Consider the following 17,038-nt stretch of genomic DNA (forward strand, 5'->3'; position numbering starts at 1 on the left):
AACGCGCCATTAAACCGCTGGTCATTGGAAGAAAAAATTGGCTCTTCTCAAATACACCAAATGGTGCTGATGCGAGCGCGATGCTTTACAGCATCGTCGAGACAGCGAAAGCCAACGGCCTTATCCTCTACGACTACATAGTCAAGTGCATGAAAGAGCTCGCGAAAGCTGAGCCTGATATCGATGCGCTCCTACCTTGGAACTTCAAACATTAACAACACCGCCCCGTGGGTTCATGGGGCGCATACAAATAAACCTTATTTAAGAAAGACGCCATAGTTACTTTTGGAGATATTTTGAAGTATTCAACAAGGCCTGCTCAGCCATCAGATTATGAATTTCTGTTCGAGCTCAAGAAGGCCGCTGAGTTCGAACCGATCAAAGCTGTATTTGGTTGGGATGAACAAGTCCAGCGAGATATACACGCCGAAGAGTGGGAGGAAGAAAGGCCTGATATTATTGAACTTCAAGGCAAAGCCGTTGGCAGTGTGTTGCTGCAAGACAAAGGTGACCACTTCTACTTTTGCCGATTTTTCTTGCTGCCTGAATATCATGGCAATGGTATTGGAAGCCAAGTTTTGACGGATTGTTTAGCCCACGCTTCAAAGCTTGATAAGCCAGTGGAGCTGTGTTATTTGCAAGGTAATCGAGTTGGGGACTTGTATCTCCGATTTGGTTTTGAAGTCACCTCGCAAAACGATCAGTTTGTTTATATGTGGCGTATAACCCCGACGGCACAATGTGCCATTGTGTAGTAATCGTTACACAATTGGCAGAGACAATACACCGCCATTGAGATCGACTTGTTTTAGCCATTTCGTTGGAATTCCACCATCTTCCTCGTAGAAACAAGCCGCTAATACCGTGCCAATCACAATCGCACGCCCACAACTATCACCGCCACATAAAATGTTATCTCGAATACCTTGTTTAAAGCTTTGAGCGCCTGCAATGATTCGAATCAGCAGTGGGAACGCGGCGCTTAATTCACAATGTAATCCAAATTTTTTTGCGGCCTCAGTGATTGAAAGTTCAGGCTCGGCTAGTGCTTCATCGATTTGATCGCGTATAAACTTGCTGCAGGTCTGTCTTACCATCTCTACCGATTGTGATGGCGAATTACCTTGTATCGCGGCTTGAATCAGCAGGGTAATAGCCTGCGCCCACTCGACAGCTTTGTCGTTGTTATTAGTCACTCGAACCGCGCTTTCGACCATACCTGGTAGGGTGTGAGAAGTATAAGTACAAGCCACTAATGGGATTATTTTTGAAACAGCAGGCAATTGCGTGTCATCAGCGCCACAGGCTGTGATGGGGGCATCGGCCAGTTCCAATTGGTGGATATTCAGCAAGCTCATGCGCGTTGCTTTATCTATGTAACCTTGCCAACTGCCGCCGAAATCAAACCAGAAGCGGAAATGCTTGATGTAGCATGCTTCATCGTAGTGCTGATTGTCGACTAGGCTATCGACCATCGCTAATAGTTGAGCGCCGTATTGTGATTGGTCGCCTGCGGATTTTCCTTGGTGAGCAAAATAGCCTTTATCTTGATAATCGGACTCATTTGGTGAACGAAACTCAGGCTCGAAGCCCGCTACCAGTAAGATCCTCTCTTGATCGTATAACCAATGCAGCCCCATAGAGGCAGCGTCCCCGACTAATGCGCCGACAACGGCATAAAACGCTCGTTCTTTATGATTGTCCATGTTGGTTTGACCTTTGAGAGAATTCGATGGGATTTGGTATTCAAAGTATAGTGTTTAAATGAAGGTTTTGCTGTGTTTTAGACGAGAGTTTTGAAACGATTAATCCTGATTGGTCAATGAGTTAAAACAATCAGGATAAGCTGATGAATATTATAGGCTACGGCAAGCAGAGGTTACTGAAGTGCTACAGAAACAATGGAGTGACTAGTGAAAACTAGCGGTTGAGATAAGCACTTGAGCGTTGTTCTATCTTTCTGAAAATACGCGATAGAGTGAAGCAGAGTGCGAAGTAAACCGCGCCAACAATCAGCCAGATTTCAAAGATCAAACCGGATGAGTTGGCCATCTCTGTGCCAACGAAGGTCATTTCTTGAATCGAAATCAGAGACACAATCGAGGTGTCTTTTACCAACGAAATTGCTTGGCCAGCCAAAGGCGGGGTTATCGCGGTTAATACCTGTGGACCTACCACATATCGATATTTTGAGAAGACGGATAAACCAAGTGAGTCCGCCGCTTCCCATTGGCCTTTAGGAATGCTTTCCAAGCCAGCACGAATCACTTCAGCGATATACGCCGAAGAGAGTAAACCAATACAGATAACGCCAGAAGCTAAGTTTTCCCAAAGGTTGGCAGGACCAAATAGCAAAGCTTGCAGCTGGTTAATGTCGCCATTGTGTTCACGCAGAAGGGTTTCTAAACCAAGCAAAGGAATCAGTTGGTTAGAGACAAAAAAGTAAAAGATAAACACAAAAACCAGTGGTGGAATATTTCGAACCAATTGGATGAAAAGCAGAGCTGGAGTCTTAAACAGAGCGATCTTAGAGTGTCTTGCGACCCCAAGCAGGGTACCGAAAGATAAGGCCAACACCATACTCCACAAACTTAAACGTAGTGTTGCGACTAGGCCTTGGAAGAAGTATGGGATACTACCTTGAGAAGGTGGAATGAAGATTAGCGTGAATGCGTCTTCCCATCGCCACTGATAGTTAATGCCGACAGCAGAGCGATAATAAAGCCAACCTGCAAACGCACAAATGATGGCGAATAACACACCATCTAAGAGATTAAGGCGTTGATACCAAGGCTTCATGTGAAGGTTGGGCTTGGGCGTTGATAATGCGCTAGTACTACTCACGTCATTCCTGTTTAAACAATGATTATTAAGGTGTTGTGAGAATGGGCTATGAATTCATAGCTATCTCGGGTGTATCTTAAAAGGCAGTACCAGCAAGGTACTGCCTTGATTGGTTATTTAGCGTCTAATTAGCTGTCGATTACTGGCCTTGAGCAATCTGATCTTGCCAATCTAGAGTTGAGAACCAGTACTCGTAACGTTCTTTCAACCAACCGTCTTCAGTACGAGCTTTGATCCACTCGTTGAAGAACTCAGCTTTGTCGGTCTCGCCAAGGCGAACAGCGAATGCTTCGTTACCTTTTGATAGACGTTCATCAAATGGAATGAATAGCGTGTCAGCGTTCTTGATTGCTTCGTGTTCTGGCTTAGGGCTAGAAGCGATAACCGCGTGTGCATTGCCGTTTAGTACTTCTTGGAACGCTTGAGCGTCGTCATCGAACTGAAGTACTTTCGCTTTCGGGAAGGTTTCACGAGCAACTTGAACTGTGAAGGCGCCACGACGAGCTGCAATTTTTACTCGGCGAGAGTCGAAATCAGAAATCTTGCTGAAGCCTTCTGCTAGCTCTTTGTTAGCCGCCAGTTGAACACCAGAGTGAGAATATGGTTCAGTAAAAAGGACACTCTTAGCGCGCGCTTCAGTAATCGACATACCGCCAATGATTACGTCAAACTTGTTCGATAGCAGTGAAGGGATAATGCCATCCCATGCCGTCGGTACAAATTCAACTTTCCAGCCTGAATCCTCAGCAAGACGTTTTGCCACATCGATTTCAAAGCCGACAAGATCGCCTTGTTTGTTACGCATTGCCCAAGGAACAAAAGTCGACATACCAACACGTAGAGAGCCACGTTCGTTGATTTTGTCTAGGTTAGGCGTTTCAGACGCAAGTGCAGGCAAACTTACGGCAAGCGCAAGTAAAGCAGTGATAGCGGTTTTAAATAGCTTCATGCTGATAAATCCTTATTGTGTTCGCCAGTTAGCTCCGAGCTTATGCTCAAGCCAAGCTGCAACGGCAGAAAGTGAAAGTGTAAGTGCAAGATAAATGATTGCCACAGAGAACCAGATCTCAAATGGCATCGCGGTTTCAGAAACAATGTTTCTGGCCTCGGTTGTCAGGTCGAAAATAGCCATGACACTCACAATCGAAGAGTTTTTGATGAGAGAGATCACTTCGTTGGTCAGAGGTGGCAAGGTGCGTTGTACCACTTGAGGAAGAATCACATCCCAGTAAGTATAGGTCTTTGATAATCCCAAAGATTGAGCGGCTTCAAACTGTCCCTTAGAAATGCTATTTAACCCGGCACGAAATATCTCAGCGGTGTACGCCCCTTGGAAAAGTGCCAAAGCTAAAACAGCCGTGCTAAAGCGATCCAGCCCGATTACAGGGCCGAATACAAAATAGAGCAGGTAAATTTGTACCAACAATGGTGTATTACGAATCAATTCCACATAGCTGGTGGCTAGCGTGCGACCAACCACTGAATTGGAGTTACGTAATAGGGCTGTGGTTAAGCCAATCACCAGTGTTGCAACTAAAGAAATCAGAGAGATATTGATGGTAACGAGTAATCCTTCCATCAATTCTGCAGGCCACCATTCACCATCTTCATAGAAAGCGATGTAGTCAGGTACTCGATCCCATTGCCAGCTGTATCCCATCGCCTGAGCACCAGAATCGAGGATCCAAACAACGGCTGCCGCAAGCACCACAATTTGTACCAAGGCAGAGAGGGCGGGTTTCACTATCTTCAGCAGCATCAGTAAGTCAGAATCTGATTTAGGAACGCTTGAGTACGTTCGTGTTGAGGATTTTCGAACAGACTCTGTGGTGTATTTGATTCCACGATCTGTCCTTCGTCCATAAAGATGACTCGGTCGGCAACGCGTTTTGCAAAGCCCATTTCGTGGGTCACGCACACCATGGTAATGCCTTCACTTGCCAGTTCGACCATTACATCCAGTACTTCATTGATCATTTCCGGATCAAGAGCAGATGTCGGTTCATCAAATAGTAGTAGTTCTGGCTTCATACAAAGAGAGCGCGCAATTGCTACACGTTGTTGTTGGCCACCTGAAAGCTGAGCCGGGTACTTATTCGCTTGCTCTGCGATGTGTACACACTCGAGATAATGCATGGCGGTTTTCTCTGCTTCTTCTTTGCTTTTTTTGACCGTGCGAATAGGAGACAGAGTCAAGTTTTCGAGCACAGTAAGATGGGGGAATAAATGGAAGTGCTGAAACACCATTCCAACTTGGCCTGGTGTGTTGAACTTGCAGGGAAGCGATTGTTCTAACACGGAAAGTTCGCCACTCTCGAACGGTTCTAGCTGATTGATACAGCGGATAAGAGTGGATTTACCCGAACCAGATGGTCCGCAAATCACCACAATCTCTCCCTGTTCAATATTAAGATCGATATCCTTTAGGGCATGAAAATCACCATACCACTTGTTAAGTGACTTAAACTTAACCATTTCCTTAAGATTGTTCAAATCGTTGTTCATACCTAGTAAAGAGACAAGTTTACCTTAACAATATAGAAATATGATTGCACATAAAATTAGGACCTTATGAGAATTTAATAGCATCTTGTAGGGCAAATAAAAAGCAGCGCCGGATTAGGACGCTGCTTGAGGGTATACGCAAGGTCAAAGAATTTGGTTCAGTTTCGCTACATAAATTTTTAAATTATCGCGATTTTATTTAAAAACCTGATTTCTTTGCTTTAATTTTAACCATTAATGGATTGCAGACTCTAGAATCTCGCGAGTTTTCTCTAGCGTGATCGCTTGGTTCTCACCAAGTTGTAGGTAGCCGTGTGATTCTAGCTGTGCAACCACATTGTCGATAGCCGTTTCTTTATTCGCCTCGTAGCCATCAAACATGGTTGCTACGTCAAGGCTGTGATAGAAGGCTTCGATAGCGTCGATAGTGCGCTCTGCTAAATCTGCGCCCGCTTCTAGGCCAAATACGTTACGCCCCATCTGCTCTAGCTTAGTGCGTTTCGCTTCAATCTGGTTACGAAGCAGTGAAGGTTGAACGATAGTTAGAGAACGCGCGTGGTCGACATGCCACAATGCAGTGAACTCATGTCCAATCATGTGCGTTGCCCAATCTTGAGGAACGCCAGTACCAATAAGACCGTTTAGCGCTTGGTTAGCCGTCCACATTAGGTTTGCACGCCATGTGTCATTGTCACGCTCGTCGTATTGTTTACCCAGTACAAGAAGGTTTTTCAGCAATGTTTCTGCGTAGCCGTCTTGAACCATCGCGTTGGCAGGCATAGTGATGTATTGCTCACACACGTGAACCCAAGCATCAACCAGACCATTCACCAACTGGCGCTCTGGTAGAGACTTCATTACATCTGGGTCCATAACTGCAAACTTAGGCTGTACCGCAGGGTTTAGGAAAGCCAGCTTCTCTTGAGTCGCTTTACGAGTGATTACTGCACCCATGTTTGATTCAGAACCTGTGGCCGGAAGCGTCAGTACCGCACCGATTGGCGTTGCTTCGGTGACTTGGTGCTTGCCTGTTAGGATGTCCCAACCGTCACCGTCGTATTTCGCTGCTGCTGCAACGTATTTCGAACCATCGATTACTGAACCACCGCCAACAGCGATAATGAATTCTACGTTTTCTTCTTTAACGATAGCGACGGCTTTGTCTAATGTTTCTTTGGTTGGGTTTGCTTCAACACCAGAAAACTCAATCCAAGCGTGATCTTTAAGAGCTGCGACTACTTGGTCGTAAACACCATTGCTTTTGATTGAACCGCCACCGTAGATGACAAGTGCTTTCTTTGAAGTATCAACGGCTTGGCTGATAGCGTTGATTTGGCCTTGGCCAAAGTGGATAACAGTAGGGTTAACATAGGTAAATTGCATCGTCAGTTCCTTGTGTAAAGCTAAAATTTTTATTTTGTTGTAGTGCTTAATTTCTATATTTGCATATTAGTACACGGAATTAGGGTGGTGAAGGTCAATTTCTCCAAACTAATTGCCTATTTCTACATAATTGATATTCTCTTTGGGCTTTCGTGCAAACCAACATCACCCTTTGAATGGAACATCACCTGTTATGAACACACTCGCTCAGTTACTGCAATCTTACGTTGAACTCAAAGGTTGGGATGATCTTGAAGGGATCAGACAAACAGAGATAGAGGGCGTGTGGCTGTATCGTAGTAGTGGTGGGAATCAGCGCCAACCATTCACTTACCAGTCAGGTATCATCATGCTTGGCCAGGGTAAAAAGAATATCTACATAGGCGACAGACCAGTAACTTATGCAGCCGGTGATTACTTAGTGGTGGGGGTGCCAATGCCATTGGAGTGTGAAGCTTTACCGGTTGATGGTGAGCCGTTACTGGGTTTGTCGATCAACATTGATTCTCAGCGTTTACACAGCTTAGTGAAAAAGCTCGAAGAGCAAGGTTTTCTGGAGAGTTACTGTAACAAGCACAAACAGAATTCGAGTGGTTTAGAGTCCACTCGAATGGAAACGGCGATGCTAGAGAGTTTCACTAGGTTGGCGAAGACACTGCATTGCGATATCGAAGCCAACATCTTGGGTGACGCAATGGTGACGGAGATTGTTTATCGCGCTTTGACAGGCTCAGAGGGCCGTGTACTGTTTGATTTAGCCCATCATGACGGCCATTACGCACGTGTCGCCAAAGCATTGTCTAAAGTGCATGAAGAGTATGACCAAACCATTACTGTTCAATCGCTAGCTGACGAAGCAAACATGAGTGTTTCTGCTTTTCATAATGCTTTCCGTAACGTCACTTTCGAATCACCACTTCAATATTTGAAGAAGGTAAGGCTTAATAAAGCCAAGGAGCTGATCCAGTTAGAAGGCCTGCGTATCAGTGATGCCGCACGCCGAGTTGGCTACTCTAGTCCATCTCAATTCAGCCGAGAATTTAAACGTCATTTCAATACTACTCCAAGAGCGGTGTAGTCTTTCTTCCACGCAATCTATGTTCTGAAACAGATGATGTTTTTTATTAAACATATTATTAACGTAACTATATAAAACAAGCTATTTAAAATAATTAGTTAGATAGCCTAAAAATTTATGCATGGAAATAAGGCGTTAACTTCTAAAACTCATCGGTTGAGGGTATTTTAGTGTGAACAAGCTAACAAACACGAACTAAATTTAATAACTTACCCATTATATTATGTGGGAAAGTATTCAATATTATTGGATATACTTAAAAACAGTTGGGGATGAGTAGTCTTCAAACCTAATTTTCATGAATAATTAGTCTTTCGGTGACTAATTATCCCATAAGCCACTGAATATTAGTTGAGTGATAGTCTGATGTATGTCACGTTCAACCCAAAGTTATTCACCTACCATGGCGCTACTTTAATTATTCATTCCAATACGATTGTTCAATATAAATACGTATTCTTATTCTATTAAAAGGATCATACCGATGAGTAGCGATATCATTAAAATTTCAAGAAATACTGAAAATGCGCCACTAAATAATGTATTTACACAAACAGTTGCGTTTTCTCATTACAATAATTTTTCTGCTCAATTACCCATTGACCCTAAAACAGGTGAAATAGTCATCGGTGATATTAAAGATCAAGCAACGCAATGTTTGAATAATATTAAAGCGATTGTTGAAAGTATCGACCATGTGATGGATGACGTGGTGAAAATCAATATCTTCGTTAAGAATATTTCCGATATGGAAGCTATCGATGAAGTTTATAAGGGCTTCTTTAGTAATAGCCTTCCGACACGCACAGTGGTTGGTGTTACAGCTTTGCCGATGAGCGATGCGTTAGTTCAAATGGACGCGCTTATCTCAAATGGTGAAGGTACGACACCGCAGGCACCATGTGCGTTAATTAAGGTATCAAGAAACACGGATAACGCCCCGCAGAATGCTTTGTCTACTCAGACTGCTGCTTTTTCTCACTACAATAATCTTTCAGCTCAATTACCGATTGATGTGAACACTGGTGAGTTGGTTTCAGGTGGTATCACAGAGCAAACAACGCAATGTTTAGCAAACATTAAAATGATTCTAGAAAGCATTGGTCATGTTATGAATGATGTGGTGAAAACCACGATTTATCTAAAAGATATCGAAGATACAGAAAAGGTAAACCAAGCTTGTGCCAAGTTCTTCCCAAGTTATGTTCCGGCGCGAACGGTTGTGCAGGCATCTGAATTACCAATGGGCGCTTTAGTCCAAATCGATACCTCAGTTTCACATGGCGATGGCACACCGCCACAATTACCAGAAGATACTTGCTTACTGGTTGTTGAAGCAAATAATACGGTTGAAGCACCTTTCATGCCTTATTCGCACACCGTTGCTTTCTCTCACTACAATCATATTTCAGGTCAACTTCCTGTAGATCCGAAAACTCATGAAGTGGTTGCTGGTGGTATTAAAGAGCAAGCTGAACAGTGTCTTAAGAATATTAAGGCGATCATTGAAAGTGTTGACCATTGCATGGACGATACGGTTAAAATTAATATTCAACTTAAAGATATTTCAGATATTGAAGCGGTGAACGAGGTTTACACTACATTCTTTAATGCTGACTTACCGGCAAGAACGGTGGTTGGGGTTTCGAAGATTCCTATGAATGCTTTAATTCAAATTGATGCCGTCGTATCTAACTGCGAAGGTACACCCCCACAAGATGTTGTTGCTTAAATATAGTTACACACATCGATAACAACGTTGATATTTTAGCTCTAGTTCCTAACTTGGAATTAGAGCTGATTCAGTTTGAAGGTCTGCGAATAAGTGATGTTGCATGCCGAATCAATGACTCCAATTCATCTCAATTTAGGCGCGAATGTAAGCGCCACTTCAATACATCACCACGAGCGGTGTAATGCTTCCTATCTGTAATGAAGGTTGTTAAATATGCGGCACTTCATATAGTGCAATCTTGCACATATTTTTTGATTGACCGAGAAATCTAAATATTATAAATACCTGTTATTGAAGTACTAATATTCTGTAGGAGGTTCATTTGCTCGAATTGTTAAAGAAAGTGGTGCTAATCAATTTGATGGCTGCAATGGTCGTTTTTGTGCTGTCGCAGTTTTCTCCTTTCTTTGCTTCTACTCAACTCGTCGACTTCTTATTTTATATCGTTATCGTCATTTGGGTTTTGGCAAAACTTCTGTGGGAGGGAGGCGTTCATAGCAAAACAACGCGATTAGATGATCCTATTACAGACAAAGTCTACAAAATGGTCGACGGGCACGATTTTGCTAAAGACCAACAAGAACACTATCGAATGAATTATCAAACGGGCTTAGTGTTATTCATTGCTGGCTTACCGGCGTTTATTACGTGCTTTGTTCTGCAATTCTTTTAAGTACGGGTAAGAGGTAGTTATGGAAGAATATTTAGAACTGGACGTGATGACATTGGAGTCAATTTCAAAAGAAGCGGGCTTTCCAATAGATAGAGATGTGTATTTAGCATCTCATACCCAATCGATGGAACAAGGACTGCTTGTCGAATATCGGCGACATAACAAGCTAATTGGCTACACGACGTTAAGTAATTTAGGTGATGGCAAGTGGTTTGTCCCTATGTTTGTGGTACACCCAGACTATAGAAGTAAAGCCGCTTTTCTTGCTCTATTTCGTGGCATTGTAAACATACTGAAAGATCGTGATTCAAGGGTATTAGTAAGCAATGTTTTACGCTTAAATGAACTATCGGTGCAGTTTCATAAGCGATTAGGGTATGAAATAACACGTGAGAATCACTTAGGTTATGAGTTTACTCTAGCGTTGACGCCTGAAGTAAAAAGAAAATGGTCTAATTTCGTCGCTGTTACCTAGGGGTCATAAATAATTGTGGATCGAGTTTGACCTCAAGTATGTGGTGGTTAATATCACCTTTCGATGAATCGCTTCACTATTAACGCTTCTCATCTATCGAGAGTAATCAACAAGGGCATGTATTATGTACAAAGTCGGAATCGTATTATTTGATGACTTCACAGATGTAGACTTCTTCTTGATGTATGACTTATTAGGAAGAACGACGGACTCTTGGGAGGTTAAGGTTCTTGGAACTAAGCCTGAACATCGCTCACATTTGGGGGTGATGGTGAAAACCGATGGCCATTTGAGTGAGGTTGCGCAGCAAGATGTAGTGCTGATAACAAGTGGTTATCGCGGTATTCCGGCTGCATTGAAAGAGCCGGAGTTCATGAACTCATTACAGCTGGATCCGAGCGAGCAGTTAATCGGGTCGATTTGCGCAGGATCTTTTGTGTTGCACGAACTCGGTTTACTTAAAGGTAAGAGGCTTACAACAAACCCGCATGCCAAACCAACATTAGAAGCGATGGGTGGCAACGTTCAAGATCTGCCTTTAGTCATCGAAGGCAACATTGCTACGGCTGGTGGATGCCTATCTCTGGTCTACTTAATCGGCTGGGTGGCTGAGCGATTATTTGATTCTAACAAACGTAGAGCGATTCAAAATCAACTTATCCCCGCAGGACAGTTGGATCTCTTCGAAGATCTTATCTCGGGAACCATCCAGTCTGCAGAGGCTGATAACTTACACAATAAATCACTAAAAGCTGAGCATATAGACGCAGTGGTTTGAAGCACTGCCATACTATTTCTACAAAAAGCGTTTAACGAGAGAACGAAAAACAAGTTTATGCCATTTAGAATTATTTTAATGCTATGCCTAGCTCTGACGGGCTGCGCGTCCAATGAAGCTTTACAACCGGACCCAACAAGTATCACGTTGTTTTATGGCGAGACATCGGTCTCCGCAGGCGTATTAGAAGATAAAACATTTAATTCTGTACTCGCGGACAGGGTCGAAAGTGTGACTTTTTCGGGTTTAGTACGAAAGCAAGACTCTGGTTACTTGGTCGATATGCTTGTGATTCGAGAAACGAAAGAGCCACGCTCGACTCGACAATTAAACACGTCAATTCATATGAAAACTGGAGAGTTAGTGGATGTGGGGGGCGTGAACAACGACATTTTTAGGGTGATTTTGGAATAACTCGTTTAACGATGTTAATTAATATGATTTTTCGCTTTACCTCAACTTAACTTCAAGTCTTAAGCTTCTCTTAGTTATTCAGAAGGAGCTTATTATGCAAAATAATTACGTTAAGGAACTCTCCGTTAAAACTTACCAAGAAGCGATTGAGAGGGAGGCTGTTAAATCAAAAGTTCGACCATTTCATGCTCCGAGTTTTTTCAGTGGTGCCTTGTTATCTATGGCGGTAATGGGATTGTTTTCGGTCATGCCAATACTTTGAGTGATGGTTGACTCCCATCATCCTAGATAGAAACACAGAGAGTCCGAAATCTGAAAATACAGTACTTAAAGGGAGCTTTTAGAGTTACTTATGGAGATATCTATACACCTACTTCAACCAAGTGATGTTGGTCCACTTTTGGAATTTGAAGTCGAAAATAGAGAGTGGTTTAATCAATTTGTTCCTGCTAGGGATGACAGTTTCTATTCTGATTCAGGGGTTGCCGAGCAAATTGCGCTCTTCCTGAAGGAATACCAAAATGGTGAGTTGATCCCAATGCTAATTAAGGACGCTAACGGCGTCATTTGTGGAAGAATCAACGTTCGCGATATAAGCAAAAATGGTGAAAACGGGGAGCTCGGCTATCGGGTTGGTCGAACTTTTGGTTCTAAAGGTGTCGCCTCTAATGCGGTCAGAAAGCTGCTAACCTACTTGTCTAAGCACTCATCCCTAAAATATATTGATGCTTATGCATTAGTAGGTAATGTCGGTTCAAATAAAGTACTAACAAATACGGGCTTCGACCTCGTTGATTGTGTCCCAAATTACGCAGTATTCAAGGGAAAGCAACAGGATGCCAACTATTACCGCAAGGCAATATCCGTATAAGTGGGCATTTGATATCTATTATTTTTCCTATAATCAATGAGATAATAGGCTCGGAAAGATGAGCTCACACCATTGTGGTGCGAAACAATACAGAGATCAGTTTATGAACATTGTGACAGTCTATAGTGGTAATCAGCAGGTATACGCGAATTTATATCAGGGCTATGCGGCTGAGTTTTCAAAGATTATCGGAGACAAACCAGACGAGTATGGCTTGTTTGAGATTTATCCGACGCTTGGTGATGCCGTTACGGGTTACTTACTTTACATTGATGAAGTTCCTGCTGCATTAACCGCCATTGAATCCAAAGCGCCAAACGAGTTTGAGATTTGCGACTTCTATGTGGTGCCTTATTTTCGAAAAAATAAAGTAGGGAAGCAGTTTATTTCTGAACTGTTTGGACATTTAAAAGGCAGTTGGGAGATTAAACAAGTACTGGGCGCAGATCATGCTGTTAAGTTCTGGAGAGAAGTCGTTAATGACTACACCTCAGGTAACTATGTGGAAGACCAATACCAAGACGAAAAGTGGGGCTTGGTAACAAGACAATGCTTCAATCATGATGGTATTGCCAAGTAAAACCTTATATATCAGAAGCTGGCGGGGTCCTTCTAGCCAGCTTCGGGCCTGTCTATTTTAAGGTTTAAGGTGTCCTCTAGATTTAGGGTAACCTTATTGCTTTATCGTTACTTTTGAGGTTTATTGCGTTCGATTACACTGATCGCGATTGCTAAAAATAGAATATCTTTCACTAAGAAGAAGTTAGTGACCAAAATACCATCCGATACTTTCCAAGCGTTTGGCGTGGTAATTAGAAAGCTCAGTGTCACAACAAAGATAGCCGCCGCAGCAATGCCAGAATAAAACGCGACTCGCGGCTTTTTAAATCCAATCATCAGCCCAATCGCGACAATGATTTCAGCACCACCAACCATATTAGACACGGCTTGTACTGAGAACAAATTGTAGAGCCAACTCATTGCTGGGTGGTTGGTAATTAAAGGCTCAATCAACATCGCCTCAGTAGGCGTAAACTTGTAAATTCCAATCCAAGCTAACACCAACGCGACACCTATCACGCCAAGGTTGTATCCGAAGTTGCTTTGTTTTAAATCATAGGTTTGAACATGCATAAAAGTACTCCATTAATAAGTTCTACACATGACCGCACTAGTGCAAAATTAATTTCACTGTGAGAGTATTACTCCTATTTATGAATCATTACACATGGCATTTTAATGTTATATGTATCAATGGTTTATTTGAAGAAAATGAAATGATAGTTTTTATTAAGAGCTTAATACGACGGTACAAGGAGATAATTTATCAAAGCACTTATATATGATGTATTTAGTGGAGAGTCGGCGAAAGGGAACCCTTGTGGGGTTGTTGAATTAGAGCAATGGTTAGCAGATTCAGAGCTACTAGAAATAACACATCAACTAGCACAGCCTATTACTGCTTTTGTGAAGAAATCGGGAAGTCAGTTCGACATCCGTTGGTTTGGATTAGATGGTGAGATAAACCTGTGTGGTCATGGTAGTTTGGGTGCTGGTACTGATTTGATCGAGCGGTATAAGTTTGAAGAGGTTACTTTAAACAGTGATTATGGACAGGTCGTGATTTCTAGAAAAGACGGCCTATCTCGGTTGGAACTGCCAAGCTGGAATGGTAAATCTTATGTTGAGTGGAGCGACGCTCCAATTGATCTGTCAGCTTTGAATCAGCCCGTTGTCGATGCATTCTCTACAAGAGATTTAGTGTTGGTGTTGGATTCTGAGGAAGCAGTCAGGAACTTTACTCCTGATTTTGAACAGTATAAAAAAATCAATGATCTGCATGCTGTTATGGTGACGGCCAAAAGCTCGGATGACGGTTATGTACTTCGTTATTTTGCACCGAAGATCGGCATTTCAGAGGATTTAGCAACCGGATCTGCGCAATGTTCATTGGCTCCATATTGGTTCGATAAGCTAGGAAAAGACAAACTATCGGTTCGTCAGCTTTCTAGTGCTGGTGGTTATTTTGAAGTCGAGAAGGGATCCAACTCTTCGATTGTCGTCTCTGCTAGAGTTGAATGCCGTCAGTGAAAGTGTGTTGATTCTATGACCAATACCGCGAACTAATTTTTGTTTTCAATATTAAGGATTTGGATTAGATTACTCTGATGTAGATTCCAATAATAAAAAGAGAATAGCGAGTGAAGATTCATAGAATTAACCCGACCAAGCGTTGGTCTGATGTAACTGTTTTTAATGGTATTGCAAGCTTTGTTGAAGTTGCTGAGTCAGACACATCTGCGGGCATTAAGAGTCAGGTTCAACAAATCTTTGAGCAAGCTGAAGAGATGATGAGCCTGGTAGACAGCGATAAATCTCGCGTATTGTCGGTTACTATTTACCTAACGGATTTCGCTAACTTTGATGCACTAAACGAAGTGTGGGAAGCATGGTTCCCTGAAGGGTGTGCGCCGAGCCGTGCATGTGTGAAAGCTGAACTGGCAAACCCTGAACTGTTAGTTGAAATGTCATTCATGGTTGCCGCTGGGGAAAAGTTTCAATAAACCGACACACAGATAGATAAAACAAAGCCACTCAGGTGATTCACTTGAGTGGCTTTTTTGTTCGAAATACGAAACCGAGGTTAGTCAGCGTTGGTATTAAGCGATGCCTTGTTCTTTTGTCATCTGTGTCGCGATCTTAGGTGCATGCCATAAACATGGTAGTAAGATGAACGATACAGGAACAGCAGTAATAACAATAAACGACTGTAGCGCAGAAATACCGCCAGAGCCCATTGAGATAAGCGCAATGGCTACGGCACCCATGATGATGCCCCAGAAGGTGCGAACTGCTGCGTTTGGCTCTGTGGTACCTGTCATAACTACACTGATGGTGTAGGTCATTGAGTCACCCGTTGTTACGATGAACGTGGTGGTCAGGATAAGGAACAGAATTGCAATCAGAGTCGGAAACGGCAGCTGCGCAGTGATAGCCAGTAACACTGCAGGAAGGTTGAAGCCTTCGAACGCACTAGAAATTACACCAGGGTTTTCTAACTCAAGCGCCAAACCACTACCACCAACGATGCTGAACCAGAAACAGGTTACCAGTGGAGCAAAGATGCTAATAGACACGATCATTTGGCGAATAGTTCGACCACGCGAGATGCGCGCGATAAAGATAGCCATCATCGGACCATAGCCTAAGAACCAACCCCAGAAGAATACCGTCCAACCACCTAGCCACGCTGTATCTTGTCGGTAAAGTGCCATTGGGATGAAGTTATCGATCATTTCACCCATGCCTTGCAAGTAGCCATCAACGATGAAGCTTGTTGGACCCACAAGAAGGATGTAGCCGATCAGGCATACAGACAAGATGATGTTGTAACGGCTAACCAGTTGAATGCCTTTGTTCACGCCACTCAAAGCAGATAGGGTATACATGGCAATGGCGAACAGAATAACAACGCTCTGAGTCGCAAAGCTGTCTGAGATGCCAAACAGCTCACTTAACGCATAACTGATTTGAAGACCTAGGAAACCAATTGGACCGATAGTACCTGCAGCCACAGCAACAATGCTACACGCGTCGACGACGTTACCGATCCAGCTATTAATTGCTTTGTCGCCCAGTAATGGGTAAAGCAAAGTACGAGGTTTAAGAGGAAGCCCTTTATCGTAGTGTAGGTGCATCAGTACGATAGAGGATAAGCCACCTAAGATTGCCCAAGCAAGAAACCCCCAGTGCATGAAAGACTGAGATAGCGCGTTGAACGCCATTTCTTGAGGATCAGCGTTGCCGTATAGAGGTGGAGCAGAAACAAAGTGAGCAATAGGTTCTGCTGCTGCCCAAAATACACCACCGCCTGCGAGTAGCGTACATAGGACAATCGACATCCATTTGAAGGTAGTCATTTCAGGAAGGGCAAGTTTACCCAAGCGAACGTGACCCGTGCGTCCTAGTGCAAGCACTAAGCCGATAATGAAGTTAAGTAGTAAGAGAACCTGCCAAAAAGCACCGAACCATCTAGTTGAGTAACTAAAACCGATGTTCACAAGTTCTGATAACACTGAGGTGTTGGTAAAGGCAAGAATGACAAAGAGGGTTAAAAAGCTCCCACTTAGCCAAAATACTGGATTTCCAAGCTCCAGTTTTTCACCCAAAGATTGGGCTTTAGTGAAGTTAATAGAAGTAGATTCTGCGTTGATGTTTTCGTTGGCGACTTGCGTCAAGTTGGACATTATTTCTTCGCTATATTTGGCTCTTTCAAGCCTAT

21 protein-coding genes and 1 pseudogene are annotated in these 17,038 nt (G+C 43.0%); 14 read left to right on the forward strand and 8 right to left on the reverse strand.

Annotated elements, in window-relative coordinates; all coding sequences use genetic code 11:
* Both L1D11_RS15425 and L1D11_RS15430 read left to right on the forward strand, forming a co-directional pair.
* Positions 1 to 215, forward strand: a 215-nt coding sequence (locus tag L1D11_RS15425) for a transposase domain-containing protein (protein WP_239833600.1), incomplete at its 5' end; no start/stop codon positions are given.
* 81 nt (positions 216 to 296) lie between these two features.
* Positions 297 to 755 carry a GNAT family N-acetyltransferase gene (locus L1D11_RS15430; protein WP_239834581.1) on the forward strand — a complete coding sequence of 153 codons (459 nt, stop codon included), beginning with the start codon at positions 297 to 299 and terminating at the stop codon, positions 753 to 755.
* Positions 756 to 761: 6 nt separating this feature from the next.
* Here the strand turns inward: L1D11_RS15430 and L1D11_RS15435 are convergent, their stop codons facing one another.
* From L1D11_RS15435 to L1D11_RS15460, 6 genes are all read right to left on the reverse strand, one after another.
* Positions 762 to 1,706: an ADP-ribosylglycohydrolase family protein gene (locus tag L1D11_RS15435; protein WP_239834582.1), complete on the reverse strand. Its 945-nt coding sequence runs from the start codon at positions 1,704 to 1,706 to the stop codon at positions 762 to 764.
* A 214-nt stretch (positions 1,707 to 1,920) separates the two neighbouring features.
* Complete coding sequence (locus L1D11_RS15440) at positions 1,921 to 2,844, reverse strand: amino acid ABC transporter permease (RefSeq protein ID WP_239834583.1); 924 nt, start codon at positions 2,842 to 2,844, stop codon at positions 1,921 to 1,923.
* 139 nt (positions 2,845 to 2,983) lie between these two features.
* Positions 2,984 to 3,793 (reverse strand): transporter substrate-binding domain-containing protein, encoded by an 810-nt coding sequence (locus L1D11_RS15445; protein WP_102424765.1) that lies wholly within the window; start codon positions 3,791 to 3,793, stop codon positions 2,984 to 2,986.
* Between the two features lie 12 nt (positions 3,794 to 3,805).
* Positions 3,806 to 4,603: an amino acid ABC transporter permease gene (locus tag L1D11_RS15450; protein ID WP_032553985.1), complete on the reverse strand. Its 798-nt coding sequence runs from the start codon at positions 4,601 to 4,603 to the stop codon at positions 3,806 to 3,808.
* Positions 4,603 to 5,349, reverse strand: a complete 747-nt coding sequence (locus L1D11_RS15455; RefSeq protein WP_275666003.1) for an amino acid ABC transporter ATP-binding protein — start codon at positions 5,347 to 5,349, stop codon at positions 4,603 to 4,605. The genes L1D11_RS15450 and L1D11_RS15455 overlap by 1 nt, the downstream gene beginning before the upstream one ends.
* 234 nt (positions 5,350 to 5,583) lie before the next feature.
* On the reverse strand, positions 5,584 to 6,732 hold the full coding sequence (locus L1D11_RS15460) for an iron-containing alcohol dehydrogenase (protein WP_239834584.1): 1,149 nt from the start codon (positions 6,730 to 6,732) through the stop codon (positions 5,584 to 5,586).
* Between the two features lie 193 nt (positions 6,733 to 6,925).
* Between L1D11_RS15460 and L1D11_RS15465 the strand changes: the two genes are divergently transcribed.
* From L1D11_RS15465 to L1D11_RS15510, 10 genes and pseudogenes are all read left to right on the forward strand, one after another.
* A complete protein-coding gene (locus L1D11_RS15465; RefSeq protein ID WP_008216159.1) occupies positions 6,926 to 7,810 on the forward strand; it encodes an AraC family transcriptional regulator in 885 nt (294 codons plus the stop codon).
* 484 nt (positions 7,811 to 8,294) lie between these two features.
* On the forward strand, positions 8,295 to 9,542 hold the full coding sequence (locus L1D11_RS15470; protein WP_239834414.1) for a RidA family protein: 1,248 nt from the start codon (positions 8,295 to 8,297) through the stop codon (positions 9,540 to 9,542).
* Positions 9,543 to 9,604: 62 nt separating this feature from the next.
* Positions 9,605 to 9,727 (forward strand): annotated as a pseudogene (locus tag L1D11_RS15475) (AraC family transcriptional regulator); the annotation flags it as partial.
* A gap of 140 nt (positions 9,728 to 9,867) precedes the next feature.
* A complete protein-coding gene (locus L1D11_RS15480; RefSeq protein WP_239834403.1) occupies positions 9,868 to 10,218 on the forward strand; it encodes a hypothetical protein in 351 nt (116 codons plus the stop codon).
* Between the two features lie 19 nt (positions 10,219 to 10,237).
* Positions 10,238 to 10,693, forward strand: a complete 456-nt coding sequence (locus tag L1D11_RS15485; RefSeq protein WP_239834404.1) for a GNAT family N-acetyltransferase — start codon at positions 10,238 to 10,240, stop codon at positions 10,691 to 10,693.
* A gap of 124 nt (positions 10,694 to 10,817) precedes the next feature.
* Positions 10,818 to 11,471, forward strand: coding sequence for a DJ-1/PfpI family protein (locus L1D11_RS15490; RefSeq protein WP_239834405.1), 654 nt, complete (start codon positions 10,818 to 10,820; stop codon positions 11,469 to 11,471).
* Positions 11,472 to 11,528: 57 nt separating this feature from the next.
* Positions 11,529 to 11,885 carry a hypothetical protein gene (locus L1D11_RS15495; protein WP_239834407.1) on the forward strand — a complete coding sequence of 119 codons (357 nt, stop codon included), beginning with the start codon at positions 11,529 to 11,531 and terminating at the stop codon, positions 11,883 to 11,885.
* Positions 11,886 to 11,979: 94 nt separating this feature from the next.
* A complete protein-coding gene (locus L1D11_RS15500) occupies positions 11,980 to 12,147 on the forward strand; it encodes a hypothetical protein (protein WP_004737325.1) in 168 nt (55 codons plus the stop codon).
* A gap of 90 nt (positions 12,148 to 12,237) precedes the next feature.
* Entirely contained in the window at positions 12,238 to 12,756 is a 519-nt protein-coding gene (locus L1D11_RS15505) for a GNAT family N-acetyltransferase (protein WP_239834409.1), read from the forward strand.
* Between the two features lie 103 nt (positions 12,757 to 12,859).
* Complete coding sequence (locus tag L1D11_RS15510; protein ID WP_239834410.1) at positions 12,860 to 13,336, forward strand: hypothetical protein; 477 nt, start codon at positions 12,860 to 12,862, stop codon at positions 13,334 to 13,336.
* Between the two features lie 107 nt (positions 13,337 to 13,443).
* Here L1D11_RS15510 and L1D11_RS15515 read toward each other — a convergent pair whose 3' ends face one another.
* The gene (locus tag L1D11_RS15515) at positions 13,444 to 13,890 is read right to left on the reverse strand and encodes a DUF417 family protein (protein WP_105023574.1); all 447 of its coding nucleotides are present in this window, start codon (positions 13,888 to 13,890) and stop codon (positions 13,444 to 13,446) included.
* 192 nt (positions 13,891 to 14,082) lie between these two features.
* Here L1D11_RS15515 and L1D11_RS15520 point away from each other — a divergent pair, with 192 nt between their 5' ends.
* On the forward strand, positions 14,083 to 14,847 hold the full coding sequence (locus L1D11_RS15520) for a PhzF family phenazine biosynthesis protein (protein ID WP_239834416.1): 765 nt from the start codon (positions 14,083 to 14,085) through the stop codon (positions 14,845 to 14,847).
* Positions 14,848 to 14,957: 110 nt separating this feature from the next.
* Complete coding sequence (locus L1D11_RS15525; protein WP_004737330.1) at positions 14,958 to 15,320, forward strand: RidA family protein; 363 nt, start codon at positions 14,958 to 14,960, stop codon at positions 15,318 to 15,320.
* A gap of 96 nt (positions 15,321 to 15,416) precedes the next feature.
* Here the strand turns inward: L1D11_RS15525 and L1D11_RS15530 are convergent, their stop codons facing one another.
* Positions 15,417 to 17,003, reverse strand: coding sequence for a BCCT family transporter (locus L1D11_RS15530; protein WP_239834412.1), 1,587 nt, complete (start codon positions 17,001 to 17,003; stop codon positions 15,417 to 15,419).
* Positions 17,004 to 17,038: the final 35 nt, after the last annotated feature.

Source organism: Vibrio sp. Isolate32 (assembly GCF_022397955.1).
Taxonomy (GTDB): domain Bacteria; phylum Pseudomonadota; class Gammaproteobacteria; order Enterobacterales; family Vibrionaceae; genus Vibrio.